This is a genomic window from Planococcus maritimus, from assembly GCF_001687625.2.
Taxonomy (GTDB): domain Bacteria; phylum Bacillota; class Bacilli; order Bacillales_A; family Planococcaceae; genus Planococcus; species Planococcus maritimus.
The window spans coordinates 592547-608821 of record NZ_CP016538.2; the positions used below are offsets into that span (position 1 = coordinate 592547).

The 16275-nt window shown below is 49.7% G+C and carries 18 protein-coding genes; 10 read left to right on the forward strand and 8 right to left on the reverse strand.

Annotated features, from left to right (window positions below):
* The first annotated feature begins 220 nt into the window (after window positions 1–220).
* Window positions 221–1228, forward strand: a complete 1008-nt coding sequence (locus tag BBI11_RS03085) for an LLM class flavin-dependent oxidoreductase (RefSeq protein ID WP_068460516.1) — start codon at window positions 221–223, stop codon at window positions 1226–1228.
* A gap of 64 nt (window positions 1229–1292) precedes the next feature.
* Here the strand turns inward: BBI11_RS03085 and BBI11_RS03090 are convergent, their stop codons facing one another.
* Complete coding sequence (locus BBI11_RS03090) at window positions 1293–2264, reverse strand: cation diffusion facilitator family transporter (RefSeq protein ID WP_068460518.1); 972 nt, start codon at window positions 2262–2264, stop codon at window positions 1293–1295.
* A 246-nt stretch (window positions 2265–2510) separates the two neighbouring features.
* On the opposite strand from BBI11_RS03090, the gene BBI11_RS03095 reads away from it, so the two are divergent.
* The 4 genes from BBI11_RS03095 to BBI11_RS03110 all read left to right on the forward strand — a co-directional run bounded on the left by BBI11_RS03095 (window position 2511) and on the right by BBI11_RS03110 (window position 6611).
* Window positions 2511–3497 carry a F510_1955 family glycosylhydrolase gene (locus tag BBI11_RS03095; protein WP_068460521.1) on the forward strand — a complete coding sequence of 329 codons (987 nt, stop codon included), beginning with the start codon at window positions 2511–2513 and terminating at the stop codon, window positions 3495–3497.
* Window positions 3498–3613: 116 nt separating this feature from the next.
* On the forward strand, window positions 3614–4567 hold the full coding sequence (locus tag BBI11_RS03100; protein WP_068460523.1) for a YncE family protein: 954 nt from the start codon (window positions 3614–3616) through the stop codon (window positions 4565–4567).
* Entirely contained in the window at window positions 4564–5241 is a 678-nt protein-coding gene (locus BBI11_RS03105) for a response regulator transcription factor (RefSeq protein WP_068460525.1), read from the forward strand. Before BBI11_RS03100 ends, BBI11_RS03105 begins: the two co-directional genes overlap by 4 nt.
* Window positions 5238–6611, forward strand: coding sequence for a sensor histidine kinase (locus BBI11_RS03110; protein ID WP_068460527.1), 1374 nt, complete (start codon window positions 5238–5240; stop codon window positions 6609–6611). The genes BBI11_RS03105 and BBI11_RS03110 overlap by 4 nt, the downstream gene beginning before the upstream one ends.
* A 39-nt stretch (window positions 6612–6650) precedes the next feature.
* Here the strand turns inward: BBI11_RS03110 and BBI11_RS03115 are convergent, their stop codons facing one another.
* The 3 genes from BBI11_RS03115 to BBI11_RS03125 all read right to left on the reverse strand — a co-directional run bounded on the left by BBI11_RS03115 (window position 6651) and on the right by BBI11_RS03125 (window position 8830).
* Window positions 6651–8132: a phytoene desaturase family protein gene (locus BBI11_RS03115; RefSeq protein WP_068460529.1), complete on the reverse strand. Its 1482-nt coding sequence runs from the start codon at window positions 8130–8132 to the stop codon at window positions 6651–6653.
* A gap of 58 nt (window positions 8133–8190) precedes the next feature.
* Window positions 8191–8520, reverse strand: a complete 330-nt coding sequence (locus BBI11_RS16220; RefSeq protein WP_083388992.1) for a four-helix bundle copper-binding protein — start codon at window positions 8518–8520, stop codon at window positions 8191–8193.
* A gap of 88 nt (window positions 8521–8608) precedes the next feature.
* A complete protein-coding gene (locus BBI11_RS03125) occupies window positions 8609–8830 on the reverse strand; it encodes an SHOCT domain-containing protein (protein WP_068460533.1) in 222 nt (73 codons plus the stop codon).
* Between the two features lie 143 nt (window positions 8831–8973).
* Here BBI11_RS03125 and BBI11_RS03130 point away from each other — a divergent pair, with 143 nt between their 5' ends.
* From BBI11_RS03130 to BBI11_RS03150, 5 genes are all read left to right on the forward strand, one after another.
* Window positions 8974–9528, forward strand: coding sequence for a GNAT family N-acetyltransferase (locus tag BBI11_RS03130; protein ID WP_068460534.1), 555 nt, complete (start codon window positions 8974–8976; stop codon window positions 9526–9528).
* A gap of 92 nt (window positions 9529–9620) precedes the next feature.
* Window positions 9621–9911 carry a DUF5316 family protein gene (locus tag BBI11_RS03135; RefSeq protein WP_068460536.1) on the forward strand — a complete coding sequence of 97 codons (291 nt, stop codon included), beginning with the start codon at window positions 9621–9623 and terminating at the stop codon, window positions 9909–9911.
* Window positions 9912–9926: 15 nt separating this feature from the next.
* Window positions 9927–10685, forward strand: a complete 759-nt coding sequence (locus BBI11_RS03140; protein WP_068460538.1) for a class I SAM-dependent methyltransferase — start codon at window positions 9927–9929, stop codon at window positions 10683–10685.
* Window positions 10686–10903: 218 nt separating this feature from the next.
* Window positions 10904–11842 carry a magnesium transporter CorA family protein gene (locus BBI11_RS03145; protein WP_068460541.1) on the forward strand — a complete coding sequence of 313 codons (939 nt, stop codon included), beginning with the start codon at window positions 10904–10906 and terminating at the stop codon, window positions 11840–11842.
* 190 nt (window positions 11843–12032) lie between these two features.
* Window positions 12033–12515 (forward strand): spore germination protein GerW family protein, encoded by a 483-nt coding sequence (locus BBI11_RS03150; protein WP_068460542.1) that lies wholly within the window; start codon window positions 12033–12035, stop codon window positions 12513–12515.
* Window positions 12516–12611: 96 nt separating this feature from the next.
* On the opposite strand, the gene BBI11_RS03155 is transcribed toward BBI11_RS03150, so the two are convergent.
* The 4 genes from BBI11_RS03155 to BBI11_RS03170 form a co-directional block, all read right to left on the reverse strand.
* Window positions 12612–13367, reverse strand: a complete 756-nt coding sequence (locus tag BBI11_RS03155; protein WP_068460543.1) for a YibE/F family protein — start codon at window positions 13365–13367, stop codon at window positions 12612–12614.
* On the reverse strand, window positions 13364–14494 hold the full coding sequence (locus BBI11_RS03160) for a YibE/F family protein (RefSeq protein ID WP_068460545.1): 1131 nt from the start codon (window positions 14492–14494) through the stop codon (window positions 13364–13366). The genes BBI11_RS03155 and BBI11_RS03160 overlap by 4 nt, the downstream gene beginning before the upstream one ends.
* A 159-nt stretch (window positions 14495–14653) precedes the next feature.
* A complete protein-coding gene (locus tag BBI11_RS03165; protein WP_156889026.1) occupies window positions 14654–15091 on the reverse strand; it encodes a hypothetical protein in 438 nt (145 codons plus the stop codon).
* Between the two features lie 168 nt (window positions 15092–15259).
* A complete protein-coding gene (locus BBI11_RS03170) occupies window positions 15260–16111 on the reverse strand; it encodes an SDR family oxidoreductase (RefSeq protein ID WP_068460548.1) in 852 nt (283 codons plus the stop codon).
* Window positions 16112–16275: the final 164 nt, after the last annotated feature.

Genomic DNA, 16275 nt, shown 5'->3' on the forward strand with positions numbered 1-16275 from the left:
TCTTTCCTGTGGATCAGCGAGACGACCGAGACCCCGCAAGAAGCGGAGCGGATGAGGAGGCTTGGGCGCGAGCCCACGGAAAGCTGGCAGTAAACTTCGGAAAACCATATTAACTTTAATTGTACGATATAGGCGAAAACGGACTGGCAGCCTCCAGTCCGTTTTTCTTTGTGTTCAAGTGGTATGATGAAGAATAGAGAGTTAAAGGAGGTGCGGACGGATGACCGTCTTGAATATATTAGATTACTCGCCGATTGATGAAGGCGAAACGGCAGCTTCCGCGCTCCGTTCAACGGCAGAACTTGCAAAACTCGCGGACCGCTCCGGCTTTAAACGCTACTGGGTTGCAGAACACCATCAAGTGTTTTCAGTCGCAGGCAGCTCGCCGGAAATGCTCATGATGCATTTAGCGACGCTCACTGAACGCATCCGCATTGGATCAGGCGGCGTCATGCTGCCGCATTACAGCGCCTATAAAGTGGCCGAGAACTTTCGCATGCTCGAAGCGCTGCACCCGAACCGGATCGACCTTGGCATCGGGCGCTCGCCGAGTTTCCGGCTCGTCAACCAAGCGCTCAATGAATCCAAAGGCAAGCGCGTTCCTTACGCCCAGCAATTGATCGATTTGGAGAAGTATTTCACCGATGAAGTCGACAACGAACACCGTTTCCAAAAGCTAACAGCGACGCCGATTACCGAAACAGCACCTGAACTATGGCTGCTCGGCACGGGCGAAGGCTCAGCGAAACTTGCGGCGGAACGGGGCATGTCTTATGCTTATGCCCATTTTGCGCGCCCGGAACAAGCAGGTATCGAGGCGATCAAACGCTACCGGAAAAGCTTCGTCCCGTCCCAGTTGCGTGAACAGCCGCATGTCGCTTTAGCTGTTTTCGCCATTGTCGGCGAGACGGAAGAGCGAGCGGAACAACTTGCCAAAGCATTTGACTTATGGCTCCTGTTTGTCGAATCGGATTTTCAGCCGCCGTATTACCCGTCGGTTGAAACCGCTGAGAAGCGGCGTCTCAGTTCAGCAGAACAAGAACGCGTCGAGCGCAACCGGAGCCGCATGCTCATCGGAACAGCCGAACAAGTTAAACAGCAGATCGAAGCGGTCGCCGATCAATTCGGAGCTGATGAAATCACCATCATCCCGAATATTGCGGGGCATCAAGCGCGCATGAACACCATCCGGCTATTAGCGGATGCATTTGAGTTGAATATGGGATAGGCTTTAAATAATATGGCCGTCCCAAAAGAAAGCCGCCAGGAATTCTCCTGGCGGCTTTTCTATCTTATTCTTGCGGCTTGGTCCACGTGGCTTTGCCGTCGTCTTCATCAAACTCGATAATGACATCTGTCACATTTTTTATATTTTCTTTTAGTTTTTCTTCGATATAATCCCGGATATCGTCCGCTTCTTCAATGGTCATCGCTGAATCGACTTCGACGCGAAGTTCGATGTGAAGGCTATCTCCTTCTTTAATGGCATGAAGATCCTGAATATCCTGAATATGTGGATGTTCCATGAGTTTCGTGCCAATGCGTGCCTGTAAATCAAGATCTGCTACACCGAGTACGCCGGCTGCATTATCCAGGAAAATCCGGCCCACAACGACTACAAGTGAGATCCCGATTAGGATAGAGGCATAGCCGGTAGCGCTATGGAACGGCGTATAAGTAGAGATGACAATCGCCACTAGCGCCAATAAAGCACCCCCAACCGCTACGTTATCTTCCAGGAACACCAGCTTAGTGGCCGGTTTTGCTTCTTTGGCGTGCTTATAGCTCATCGGAATAATCTTAAAGCCGCTGATCTGTTCTTTCGGCAAATGTTCCGTGATTTCTTTCATCGCTTTGTAAAGGACGAATGCTTCCAGAATGGCGGCTGTGCCGAGTACGCCAATATTTAGCCAGAACCAATCCTCGGAATGGGTGGCATTGGATATGTGATGAATCCCTTCTACAATCGTTTCATAGGCCAGTACCCCAACGACCAGAACAGCCCCCAGCAATACGAGGTTCACCAAACGTCCGAATCCACCAGGAAATCGTTCTGTCGGTTCTTTTTTGCTGAGCGCGGAACCGATGAATACGAAGAATTGGTTAGCGGCATCGCCGAAACTATGCATCATTTCAGCAAACATCGCGACGTTTCCCGTGATAAGATAGGCAGCCGTTTTAATGATGGCAACAACGGTATTGATAATAGCGGCCCATAAAGCGGATTGGGATCCAAATTTCAGCAATCCGATCAGTTCTCTCATAAAGATCCAGCTCCTTTCATGAAATTATTTTTACCCAATTGTATTCCCTGTATCGCTGTCTTGAAACGTAAAGACAAATGTGGATGTTAAGAGAACCGGTGCTAAACGATGTATTGGCGATAGACAATGGGCGTCAGGAATCGGCGGTGAAGTTGTGACACTACTGCATCATTCTGCTCAATTAGTTGACCTTTTATTCGTGCAGTGAAACGATAGAAACAATATAGTAGAGAGGAAGATCGAGCGATGAAAAAAACTTGGATATGGCCGGTCATGGCAGCTGGGCTACTCATTTCAGCTTGTGGTGCAGAAACGAGCCAAGAGGCATCTGAAGAGACACCAGAGTCAGCAGAATCCACTGAACAAACAGAAACAGCGCAAACGGCTGTGGACAGTGAAGCAATGGAGCTAGAAGTGCCGTTCGAGGGTACCATGGATCATGTGCATGGCATGGGCTATATCGAAGAAAACGGCGGCTTGTATTTCGCTTCACATGAAGGCTTAAAAGTATACCGCGGTGGTGAATGGACAGAAATCGAAGACCAATACCATGATTTTATGGGCTTTAACGCGACCTCGACCGGTTTTGTTTCGTCAGGACATCCTGACATGCAATCCGGCATGAAAAACCCGCTCGGCATCAAACGCAGTGACGACGGAGGCGAAACTTTCGAAGATCTTGGATTTGAAGGAGAAACAGATTTTCATGAAATGGCCGTTTCTTACAACAATAACAATTTGTTCGTTTTCAATCCGCAGCCGAATTCCAAACTCGCTGCCGGCTTCCATCGGAGCGACGATGCCGGAAAAACCTGGCAACAGACAGCGGCAGAAGGTTTGGACGGGAAAGTAGCCTATCTCGCGATGCATCCCGATGATTCGATGATGATCGCGGCGGCATCGAACCAGGGAATTTTTTGGTCGGAAGACGGCGGCGAGAGTTTTTCGCGCATCACAGAAGACGAACTCGGGACCGCCGCATTTTTCAGTGAAGCCGCGCTTTATTACGGCACATATAGTGAAGACGCGAAACTCGTGAAACGTGACCTGTCAGGGGATGAGCAGGAAATTTCCTTGCCGGACATGACTGAAGACGGCGTTGTTTACATCGCGCAGTATCCAAAAAAGCCGGAGCAGCTGGCGATTTATACAGCCAAAGGCCATGCTTGGATGACACAGGACGCTGGTGACAACTGGACACAAATGTTAAATGCGGGGCAAGTTCAGCAATAATGCCCAAACCGGAAGGCGTGCCTTCCGGTTTTTTACTGTCTACAGGGTGGATTTCAAATGGATTTCACAATTTCGGTGTATACTTTCATCAGCAATTGAAAAAAGGGTGAGGGATTATGAAGCGTTGGATCGCCGGGTTGTTGCTGGTGGCATTGCTTGCGGGCTGTACGGAGAAAGAATTATATGTATTTCCGGATGACGGGGGAGAGCTGATTGTCGTGGCACATTTAAAGCAGCCGCTGTTAACGATTATTGATGCAGATTCTGAAGACATTATCGGGGAATTGGAATTGCCGTTTATCGCATCAGACATGGCGATGGTCAGCGGCCGGCTCGTGTTGTCGTCAGTAGAAGAAGAGCAATTGTACGCATTCGATTTCGAGACGCAAACGCTTGAAGCCATAGGTGAAGTCGGCATGGGCATTTCGAAACTTTTGGAAGTGGACGGCGAGTTGTACGCGGCGCACGCGACAGAAGATCGCGTGTCGAGAATTTCAGTTGAGCCATTTGCGGTCGAAGCAATAGCCGAAACGGATGAACATCCTCAAAGCTTGGCGTACGGAGATGGCCAAATCTTCGTCGCGAATGTCTACGGCCACAGCGTGCAAGCATTGGATCCGAAAACATTGGACATCATGGAGAGCTACCACATCATTGACCGGCCGAACGGGATTGCCTATACGGGTGGCCAATTATTGGTTGGCGGCCACGGTCCGAACGGTGAATTGAACCGGGAAGTGGTCCGTTATTCGCTGGCAGATGAGAAAATAACGGAGCGCATCGAAGTGGGCTTGATGCCGATTGACGTGCTGTCAGGCGACGATGCCTTTTACGTTTTGAATCACGGTTCGCACGAAGTCGTCGCGCTCGATGAGGATCTTGAAGAACAAGGCAGGCTTTCTGTCGCGGACAATCCTTATTATGGCGGGCTCTCCGACAGCCGCTTATACATCAGCAGTCTTGACGGCGACACCATCACGGTCATCGATACGGATGAATTTGAAAAGCTATCCGAAATCCCTGTATCCTCCGGTCCGCACGCACTAGCCGTAAGGGAGGCGCAGCGATGAACATTCTCGTAATCGACGATGAACAGACGATGCGCGATTTGCTTACACGGACATTAAAGGATGCCGGTTATTCGGTCTTACAGGCGCCGACTGGCGAATCCGGCATCGAGAAAATCCAATCAGAGACTGTCAACTTTGTCATTTTGGATATCATGATGGCCGGGCAGGACGGCTTTACGGTATGCCGGCAGGTGAGAGAGTTTTCGGAGGTGCCGATTTTGATGCTGACGGCGATTGCCGGCAGCGAGGCCGATAAAATTCGGGGGCTCAGAGCAGGCGCCGATGATTATTTGATCAAGCCGTTCAGCCGTGGCGAATTGCTGGCGCGCATCGAAGCGATTTTGAGGCGCACAAAAGGGGCGTCTTTCAAACCGGAACCGGTTCTGAGCAATGGCCGCATCGAATTGAATGAAGCCATGCGCCAAGTGACGGCGGATGGCAAGGGGATCACGCTCACCCGCAAGGAATTTGATTTATTGGCCTTGTTTTTGGCGCATCCCGGGCAAGTATTCTCACGCGAGCAATTGATGGAAAAGTTATGGGGCGAGCAAGCCTTGAATGTGACGACACGTACCGTGGACACTCACATCAAGACTTTGCGCATTAAGCTCGGCGATGCCGGTTCTGCGATCGAGACGGTGTGGGGCCTCGGCTACAAGGTGGTGGCGGAATGACGGGAATCAATGCGAAACTATGGTGGCTGTTCGCCGGCATTAGTGCTGCGGGTCTTGCACTCTTGGCCTTTGCGGCGATTTCGGTGTACGAGGCAGTCTATGTCGATAGCGAACGCACACAGCTCGTGGAGATGGCGGAGGCATTGGCAAATACCTATCAAAACGATGGGCAATCGCTTGATACAATCCATTCGTTTTTGGATGAAGCGGGTCTTGATGCGGTGACCGTTGACGATCCGATGGTGCTCGGCTCGGCGTTGCCGCTGCAGGCGCCTGAAGAAGACGTCGTCATCACTTTCAGAGAGCGTGAGCGTTTGTCCCAAGGCGAGACGGTTATCATCGAACGCCAGAATGCCTATCTCGGTTCGGATTTGATCGGTGCTGCGGTGCCAGTGCTCACTGGCAGTGAATTAACAGCCGTCGCGCTCGTCTACCGGCCAGTGTCCGATTTATTGCAGGCGTTCCTCAATGTCCTGCCAGTGCTCCTAACAGCAGGGGTCTTGGCGCTCGCTGCGTTATTGCTGATCCGTCGGCAAATTCAAATCGACTACACTGCGCCTCTTGAAGCACTCGAAGCTTCTGCCGAACGCATGGCTGCGGGGCATTTTGAAGGGAACACAGGCGTCACGGCCGACAATGAAGTCGGGGAGCTGGCGCGTTCATTTGAGAAGATGGCCGCTTCAATCCAAGCGCAAGACGACGATAAACGCGAATTTCTGCAAAACGTCTCTCACGAATTGAGGACACCGCTCAGCTATATCAAAGGCTATAGCGAACTGCTCCAACAGCCTGCTGATGACCAAGCGGAAATCGCCGCGATTGTATACAGCGAATCGGAACGCATGGAGCGCCTCGTCAATCAATTGCTCGATTTAACGAGGCTTGAAGGCGGCACCGGGCAATTGAAGAGCGAATTGCTCGCTTTGGCTGAAATCGTCCGGGAAGCGGTTGGAAAAACCGAAGTGAAATGGCGAAAAAAACAGCTCCGCGTCCGCGCGGAATTGGATGAAGAATTATTGGTCAAAGGAGATGGCGACCGGCTCCTGCAAGTGCTCATCAACTTGCTCGATAATGCGATCGCCTATACCGATCCAGCAGGCGTGATTTTAGTTCGGCTGTCGGATGCCAACGGAGAAGCGTTGCTTGAAGTCATCGATTCAGGAATCGGCATTGCGCAAGAACATTTGCCGCATGTAGCCGAACGCTTTTATCGTGCCGATAAAGGACGTACCCGGACAGGCGGCGGGGCTGGCATTGGCCTGTCGATTGTCCGCGAAATTATCGAATTGCACGGCGGTACGCTAGCAATCGATTCTACCGTCGGCCAGGGCACGAACGTCAGCATCCGCCTGCCGAAACAGGATATATAACGCACAACACCCGCCTCCGAATTGGAAGGCGGGTGTTTTTTACGTTAGCAAAGCTTTTCCGGAAATCGAACGCGCACAATGAATGCCGCTCGCAGCGACACCAATCGTGCCGCCACCAGGAAAGATATGGTCGCCGGTCAAATACAGTCTCGGCAAGCCGCTATGATGCGAGATGGATTTGAATAAGGCGGCATCCAAAGTTTGCGCGAAGCCGCCGACATAGCCGTTCGGCCGTCCGGTGTAATGCTGCCAGGCAAAAGGCGCACCGCTTTCGAAATGGACGATCGCTGAGCGGAAGCCTGGGATATGTTGTTCGATCAACTCGAGCATGCGCTCTGAAAGCTCGGTGCGCATCGCTTCGTAATCTTCTTGCGACTGCCAATGATGAGGTCTGGAATGCGTCGAGATGGTTACGGTCTGGAAACCTTCAGGCGCGCGCAACCGGTCATCAGGGCGCGAAGCGGACATGAAGAAATGATGTCCTTCGTCCATAGCCGCTCCACTTGAGAGCTGGCGGAATTCCGGAAGCGGCTCGGTGAGTTTTCCCGCATCGATTGCCAAGTACAACGTCAAAGTCGTCCAGGTTTCGGTTTCGATGCCATCTTGCAGCGGGCGTTTTAACCGGTGGTGGTGATCGACTGGCAAGAGCTCAGTCAATAACTGAATCGGTGCATTGAAGACAACGGCATCTGCTTCATAGGTATTGCCCCGCTGGTCGCTGGCATGCCAGACGCCATTTTGGTGTTCAAGCGTCTGTACGGTGCGCGGCTTTTTTACCTGGCCGCCGTTTTCTTTAATGCTGTCGGCCATCACTTCTGCGAAACGGAACAAGCCGCCTGGAACGTAATACGCACCTTCGTGGTAAATATCGAGCGCTACCGCCGCCAGCAAATAGGAGACCTCTTCTGTCGTCGTCTGCATGCTGTCGATCAACAATCCATCGAGCACATGGCGAAACGCATCGAGTTCGTGGAGGCCGTGCTTTTTCAACACTTGCCCGAGCGTTAGTTGAAATTTCGGCAATAGACGCATATGAACAGGGCGCAAAGCTTTCGTAAGCGCCGCCCATTCTCGCGCATTCGCTGGTGGCAACGCAGGAAGCGGTCCCATCAAGGTTCGTGTGATGCGCGCTGTTTGGTACAGTTCTGCGTAAAACTTCAGAATCGCGGTTTGATGCTCAGGGAACTGCGCAGCGAGTTCCCGCACATGCCTTCTGCGGTCTTTATGAAAAACGAACGTTCCCGACGGATGAACCATTTCCATCACGCGTTCGAGCGGTTCGAGTTGCATCGGCTTCCCAAGATGGCGGAAGACACGTTCATGAATACCACCTGCCTCAAGCCCCATGCCGAGTGTCGCCCCGACTGGAAACAAATACGGCTTGCGCTGGTATTTTCCGGCGCAGCCACCGAGTTCTGCCGCAGCTTCGAGCACGGTTACGTCATAGCCTTCTTTGGCTAGTAAGGATCCGGCCGTCAATCCGCCGATACCGGCGCCGACGACCAATACACGTTTTGTCATCTTGTCTCCTCATTTCTTCCATGAAAAAGCGCCCGGGAATTCAACCGGACGCGTTTTTTTATGCTACTTGTCTGCACGCTTCTGCGCATTTCAGGCAAGCTTCCGCGCATTTTTGGCAATGATCATGGTCGTGTTTTTTGCACTCGTTGCCGCACGCTTCGCAAATCTCCGCGCACACTTTCGCAAGTTGCGAAACGAATGGCGAGTTGCGTTCGATAGCTTGTGCCAAGTATGCACACATGTCAGCGCATTCACGGTCGAGCCGGATGCACTCGGCCATCATTTTTACGTCGTCTTCCTTCAGGCAAGCATCAAAGCAATGATTGCACGCCACCATGCAGTCATGGAGCGTCTTCGATAGTTCTGCGTGTTTTGCATGTTCTACCATTGTGTAAAACCTCCCATAAGAAATATGTTCGTTCGCTTATTCCTTGGATTTCCCGACTGGCAGGAAACTAAACAATGGTTTGCAGCTACTAAGCGGATTTGTCTTGTTGCGGCTTTTGTTCGAGCTCCTTCATGCGTTTGCGGAAGGCGTCTTCCGTCAGTTCCCCGCGCGAAAAACGTTCTCTCAGCAATTGCGCCTCATGATGTAGAGCGGGCAATGTATGCGGTTTATGGCGAATGAAAAACAACAACAGACATAGGATGATCAGCACGGCCATCAAAGCGACGAGGACGATAAAGAGCCCAAACATGATCCTTCACTCCGTTCGCTCTAGTTTCTTCTAGTTTACTCTTTTAAACTGAAAATTGCGTCTTTTAAAGACCTCAAAATTTCTTTTTGTCAGATACAGAATGTGCTACGCTTATGGATAATTCAGGAAAAGGGGAGAATGCCATGTTTATTCATAAAATCGATGAGGAGTTATCATTAAAGCTGGTCGAGCTGACCGATGCAGAGCGGATTTTTGAACTGACCGATCGCTCCAGAAACGCATTGAGAGAATGGCTTCCGTGGCTCGATCATACGACCAGTGCCCAAGATACGAAAAACTTCATCCAGTCTGGCGCTGAGAACTTTGCGCTCGGCAACAGCTTGAATTGTGCGATCGTCTACCGCGGCGAAATAGCAGGAATCGCCGGTTTCAACGAAATCAATGAAGCGAAAAAAACGGCCTATATCGGCTATTGGCTCGACACCGAGTTCCAGGGCAAAGGCATCATGACAAGGGTGGCGGGAGCATTGACGGACTATGCGCTAACAGAGCGAGGCCTCAACAAAGTCGAAATCCGTGCAGCGGCCGGCAATCACAAAAGCCGCAATATCCCGGTGCGCCTCGGCTTTACAGAAGAAGGCACAATTCGGCATGGCGAATGGCTGTACGATCATTTCGTCGACAGTGTCGTCTACGGCATGCTGAATTCGGAATGGCGTGCTGAAAACGGCAACTAAAGTTCCCATATCTTTTTTTGCGCAATGTTTCCCACAGCCCTGCTCATTTAGTAAAATAAAGAGGAAACTAGAAATACAGGAGGAATACTATTATGAAGCATTTTCTACTCGGCCTTGCCGTCTCAGGCCTTGTCGCACTCATCGCTTTTTTGGCTGATGACTGGTCGCTATTGTTCCCAATTGCGGGTGCTGTCGCTGTCATCGCACTCGTTTGGGCGGTCGTTTCGTCCATCACAGCGGGTAAACAAGTGAAATCATCATTCAACACGAGCTCTGAACGCCGCCGGGCACAGCAGGCGCGCAACGCTAAAGTGAAAAACCTTGTGCTGTTCGCTCTGCCAAACTTGGTGTTGGCGCTTTACGGATTGTTCATACTTTCTTAGGAAAAGAGGGGTGTCATGCTTAGCTATTATAGTTCCTTGTCTGCGGAAGTGTACGACCTCGATAAGCCGATTGGCAAATCGTTTGGCGATGTCGAATTTTACAGGGAGCGGCTCGCCTCAACTGAAGGGCGCATTTTAGAGCCCGCTGCCGGAACCGGGCGATTGCTCGTACCGCTCTTAGAAGACGGCCTGCACATCGACGGCTTCGACAGTTCATCTGAAATGCTCGATATTTGCCGCAGCCATTGCAAAGAACGCGGTTTGCATCCGAAATTATTTGAAGCGGATATGGAAACCTTCCGTATCGATGTCGAATACGATGCGGTCATCTTGCCCGCGGGAACGTTTCAGTTGCTTGCTGGACGCGAACAAGCGATCAAAGCCTTGAAAAACTTTCGCAAGCATCTCTCGCCAGGTGGGCGTTTGCTGATTGATTTGTATGTTCCGCAAGGTTTCGAGATCGATCGGCCGAAAACGCGGAGCTGGCAGACGAAAGCCGGCGAAGTGATCACGCTCGAGAGCAAGACCGTCGAAGTGGATTGGATCAAGCAATATTCCGTATCGCATAACCGCTACGAGAAATGGCAGGACGGCAAACTCGTCCAGACCGAACTCGAGCGCTTCCCGATGCGCTGGTACGGTGTCGAGGAGTTCAAGTTGTTACTTGGCAGCCAAGGCTTCGAGGACATTATCGTGTCGTCCAATTACGAGTACGGGCAATATCCGAAAAACGCAAAGCATGCCGTCACCTTTGAAGCCATTGCACATATGTGAAGAGAAAAAGCTGTTTGGGAAAACCCCAAACAGCTTTTTTTGTCACTAGCTATGTTTTTTCGGCTCATCGGAAACTCCTGAATGGCAGGCGTTGGTTAGAATTGAAGCCATTTTGGGTAAAGTGGTAAGGGACTAGAAGACCATCGCCATAACAGGCACAATTACGGAAATGCCTAAATAGCTAAGGCATTCAAAGACGAAACGAAAGGGGATCGCGCATGATTACTATTTACAAATCCTCTGCTAGCGGGGCTTTACAAAAAATTGAGGCGTTTGAGAAAAAATGCTGGGTCAATATGGTGGCACCGTCAAAAGAAGAAATCCAAGATATAGCGGAGCGATGCACGATTCCGATTGAATTTTTGGAAGATCCACTAGACTTGGAAGAAAGTGCAAGGATCGAATACGACGAAGAGACGAATTGCACCTTGATCGTCAACGACCTCCCGATTGCGGATGAAAGCAATCCGCAACTCAACTCGTATATTACGATTCCAATCGGCATTATTTTAGGGGAAGACTTCATCGTCACCGTTTGCAGTCAAAAGACGAACACGATTGAAAACGTCATCAAAAAACAAGTGCACACGTCGATGAAAAACCGCTTCGCCCTCGAAGTGTTGTTGGCGATTTCCACACAATACATAATGAAGTTGAAGAATCTGAACAAGCAACGCCTCAAAATAGAAAGAAACTTGCAAGACTCGTTAACGAACAAACAACTCTACAACATCATGGAAATTGAAAAAAGTTTGGTTTACTTTCTCACCTCACTGAAAGCGAATGGGGATGTGATTACAAAATTATTCCGCAGCCATTCCATCAAATTATACGAAGAAGACGAAGACTTGTTAGAAGACGTGAAAATCGAAAACAATCAAGGAATTGAAACGACCGAGTTGTATACCCGAATCTTGGACAGCATTACGGGATCGTATTCTTCACTCATTTCGAATGAATTGAACAATACGATGAAAACCCTGACCCTTTTCACGGTTTTCCTGACTCTTCCGACTTTAATTTTCAGCTTTTTCGGCATGAATGTCGCTTTGCCGATTTCCGGCCAGGAGCCGGGTTCATGGATTACAACACTGGCCCTATCAGCCATTTTGATGATTGTGATCGCCGTCTCTCTATGGAAAAGAAGGATCTTTTAACAAATGCGCCCGGAGAACATCCGGGCGTTTTTTCGTGCGTTAAAATCGAAGTCATCACGAAAAAATAGAGGGTTAGTATTTGGGAGAGCGAATGTATAGGAGGAACCATCCATCAGGAATCTATGCATGCCGCTTGTCCTTTCTGCAGCCAATCCCACAGAAAATCATCGTCAAAAAAGGAGTGTAGAGCATGGAGAAAAAAGAAATGTTTCCGTTTCAATCGTCTCCGGTCCGCCCGATTTTTGAAAAGTTTTCAACTGCACGCGATGTGTCGCTCGTCTACGGCGACCCGATCGAGATGCAGGGCAAGACCATTATTCCCGTCGCAAGACTCAGGTATAGTGTCGGTGCAGGCGCAGGTGGTGGCTATGGACCGGTGTCGGGGGAGGAAGGACACAGCAATCCAGAGGAAGCAGCTGGCGGTCACGGGGAAGGGGCAGGAGGTTCCTTTTCAGTCAAACCGCTCGGCGTTTACGAAGTGACAGAAGACAAAACCGTTTACCGTCCACTCGTTCCAATTGAACTCATCGTGCTGCTTCCACTTATGATGACGGGGCTCGGGTTTTTGATGGCTGCGAGCCAAAATAAGGGAACAGGCGGCAAACACAAGAAACGCACGCATGCGAGAAAGCATTGCAACAATAAAGGCAAGAAAATGAAAAAAATGGGGTAGCCACTAAGAAAAAGCCCTTTAGGTGATAGACAAAAACCCCTGCGGAAATCAACTAGATTTCCACAGGGGTTTTAAAATGGAATAGAGGGCTCTAGTTCACTTTTTGCGCACCAGCAGAAAAGCCGTAATCCAAGAAGCGACTGGAATGACCAAGGCAATCCCGATGCCGGCACAAAGAATGGTCAGCATTTCGGCGGCGAAAATTTTCGAATTGACGATGTCGCCGAGTGAATAAGACAAATCTTTAAACCAAATCAACAATCCGAGATAGCTGCCGAAAAACGCGAAAAACAAAGTGTTGGTACTCGTGCCGAGCAAATCCCGGCCAATGGCAAACCCAGCCTGCACAAGCTCGCGGCGGCTCATGCCAGGATTATGGAGATACACTTCGCGCATGGGCGAAGTAATCGAGATGGAAATATCGGTGATTGCCCCGATTGTGCTAATGATGATGACAACTGCCGCGAGTTCGGCAAAACTAATGCCGATATAAAGCGAAAGCAAGCTCAGTTCATCGACTTCCTCTTCGCCAAACCCATTGATCATCGTCACATCACTCATGAACAAGATAAACAGCAAGAGCCCGACCATCGTGATGACGGTCGACAGGAAAGCTGCGAGTGTCGTCGTGTTGATGCCGTTGATAAAAAACAAATTGATGCAGCTGATGATGACGCAAGCGATAATCACCCATAAAATCGGGTCATTGGCGGGATCGTTCATCATATAAACCGTGCCGAGTAGGACCAGGAAATTAAGAAATAGGCTAAGAAACGAAATCGCGCCTTTTTTCCCGCCAATCATCACCATCGCCATGCACAGCATGACCGCTAAAATAACCAGTACATTCATTGGGCAGCCCTCTTTCTCTTAATGAAAAAAATGGACGTGAAGATGCCGATCGGAATGGTCAAGACGATGCCCAGTCCCCCCGCAAGCGCACGGGCAATTTCGAGCGACAAAGTGATCGAGAAAGAAAACGGCCACGTCGCCCCGTTCGACAAGTACAGCAGCAGCATCGGAATCGACCCGCTAATATAGACGAAAAACAAAATATTCGCCATCGTGCCCATGATGTCTTTGCCGATCTCGATACCGGATGTTTTCATCGCTTCGAGGGAGATGTCCGGATTTTTCTCATAAAGCGTAAAAATCGACGCCGACATCGTGATGCCGACATCCATCACCGCACCAAGCGAACCGATGAACAAGCCAGCCATGAAGACGACTTCATAAGGCCGCGAAAGAAATTGCATTTCCTCGTAATTCAAGCCATTGCCGCCGGATGTCCAAATGGCAAAAGCCGCAAGCAATAAGGCAGCAAAAACACCGAGCATCGTCGAAACAATCGCCGCGTAAGTTTTTTCATTCAAGCCATTGACGAGCAGGAGCGAAGTGACCGTGAACAAGAACACACTGACGCTCGCGATCAACAGCAAATTGGCGTTCTCTGTGCGGATGTAAATGTCCAGTGCATAGGACAAAATTACGGCGTTGAGCGCCAAACTGACGATCGAGTAAAAGCCTTGTTTTTTCCCGATGGCCAATAGCACCAAGATAAAAATCCAAGTAATGGCCAGAACGTATTGATCGCGTTTCACGTTATCAATCGTGCCTGACAATGCTGCTTCGTCTGCGGACGCACTGTCGATAAAGACGAACAAGTCCTGTCCAGTCTTATACTCGTGATCGTTACCGCCGGATAAAGAGAATTCATTGTCGAGCTCGAGCGTCCGTCCTTTGTATTCGCCGTTCTGGACCGTAGCTTCAAGATGCTGGGTATACAGCACATCGTCATTGCCGTAAATATCCGACAGTTCCTGCGTTTCTTCAACAGTTGCTTTGGTGATCTTCGCAATCGGCTGGTCGTAAAATCCATGGTTGTGCTGAATAAAATAGACCGAGGCCAAAAAGCTGAGCAGCAAAACGGCGTACAAAAATAAGGTCAGAGGAGAGGCGTTTGCAAGCCTTTTTTTCATATCGTATTCTCCAATCGGTTTCGGTTTACACACGTATTCGTCGATTGTAGCAGAATTTCTGGTTTTTTTGTGATGGCACATTTTTCGCACGATTTTATTGGATGGCGAATAATGACAAAAAGCCCGGCTGAGTACCGGACGCTAGTTGTTAATGGGAAGTCAACGAACGTTCTTTTTTGGTTCGAGCAACTGAATGGAAGGGGGATTTGTGGAGATGACCTCTACTTGGTGCTCCATGCAGGCAAACATGAAATGCCGATAGCTGACCTTACGTGCCTGTTCTTGCGATGCCAAATGGGTGTGTTGCTTCAAATAGCGGAGCAAAGGGGAATTTTCATATATGCGATAGGCAGTGTCTGCATAAAATTCAGCGTCTGGAACAATGCTGAAATCTTCAGCCACCGCCGAATAGTAAGCGTACGAGTGGAAATCGATCTGCCAGCGGTCCACCGTTCCGTCCAGGTTCAGCAATAGATCTGTCTCGTTCTCGCTGCCGCGGCAAACAATACGTAGCGCAAGTCCAGGGGCGGGGGCTTCAATGAAATTCTCGAAAGCCAAAAAATAATCATTTCGTAAAAGTAGTTCTGTGTCGTTCATGATCACGGTCCTCCTATTCGTTCTATCGTTTAGTTCTAGAAAAATCCAGAGAATGCCTTCTTCGATTCCAAATGGCACCGGGCGACCGGCTAAAAATGGAGACGCCGATTTTTCAATGGTCATGAAAAAACTGCCCAAGGATCAATCCCCTGGGCAGTTTTAAATGTTTTATTCAGCCGGCGTACCGGGTTTGATATCATACGATTTCTGGACGGTTTCGTTACGCTCGCCCAGTCCTTCGTTGGTCGTTTTGTTCCACATGTTTTCCATGCGTTCTTTCACTTGTGGAATCATTTTTTCCGGAATGACGTTGCGGTATTGATTCGTTTCGCCGAGAATCACTTTGATCGACGGTTCCGTGACTTCTTTCGGGTCGAATTGTTCGTACGGGAAAGCGGCTTTTTCGTAATCAAAGACTGTATCGTCTGCGTCGGATTGCCAGTTTTTCCACGTTTCAAATTCGCGGTCGTTGAATCCTGTGAGGTAAGGTCCTGGATTGATGGTCGCCACTTCCACATTGAATTCCTGCAGCTCTTTGCTTAAAGCATCCGCGAAAGCTTCAGTCGCGTGTTTTGTGCCGCAATAAGGCCCCATCAATGGATCTGCCATCAAGCCAGAAACAGAAGAGACGAAAACGATGCGGCCAGAGCGTTTTTCGACCATTTGACGCGCAAAACCTTTCGTCAATAAAGTCGGCCCAAAGAGATTGACCTCAAATTGGCGGCGCAAGTTTTCTTCAGGGATGTCGACAAGCGATCCGCCCTCAGACACTGCGGCGTTGTTGACCAGTACATCGATGTCCCAGCCCCACGCTTTTTCACGGTCTTTTGAATTGGTGACGTCCAATTTCTCGATTTGCATCGACACGCCGCGTTCTTTCGCTTCTTGTTCGAGTGCGGATACTTGGGAAATGATTTCAACGCCCGCGATGACAGATTTGCCTTGTTCCGCCAAGCTGAACGCGATGTTTTTGCCGAATCCGGTGCCAGCACCAGTAATAAGTATTTTTTCGTTTGCCATGGTGAATTCCTCCTTAGAATCTTGGGTTCTATTTATATACACTCTCCTTTCATACCCGACTACCCCGCTGAAGTAAACGGATGAACCAAAAAAATGGCACCGGGAGGGAATCCGGCGCCATTTTTGATTAGCTGCAAAATACTTTTATCGATCCATCGTTGCGT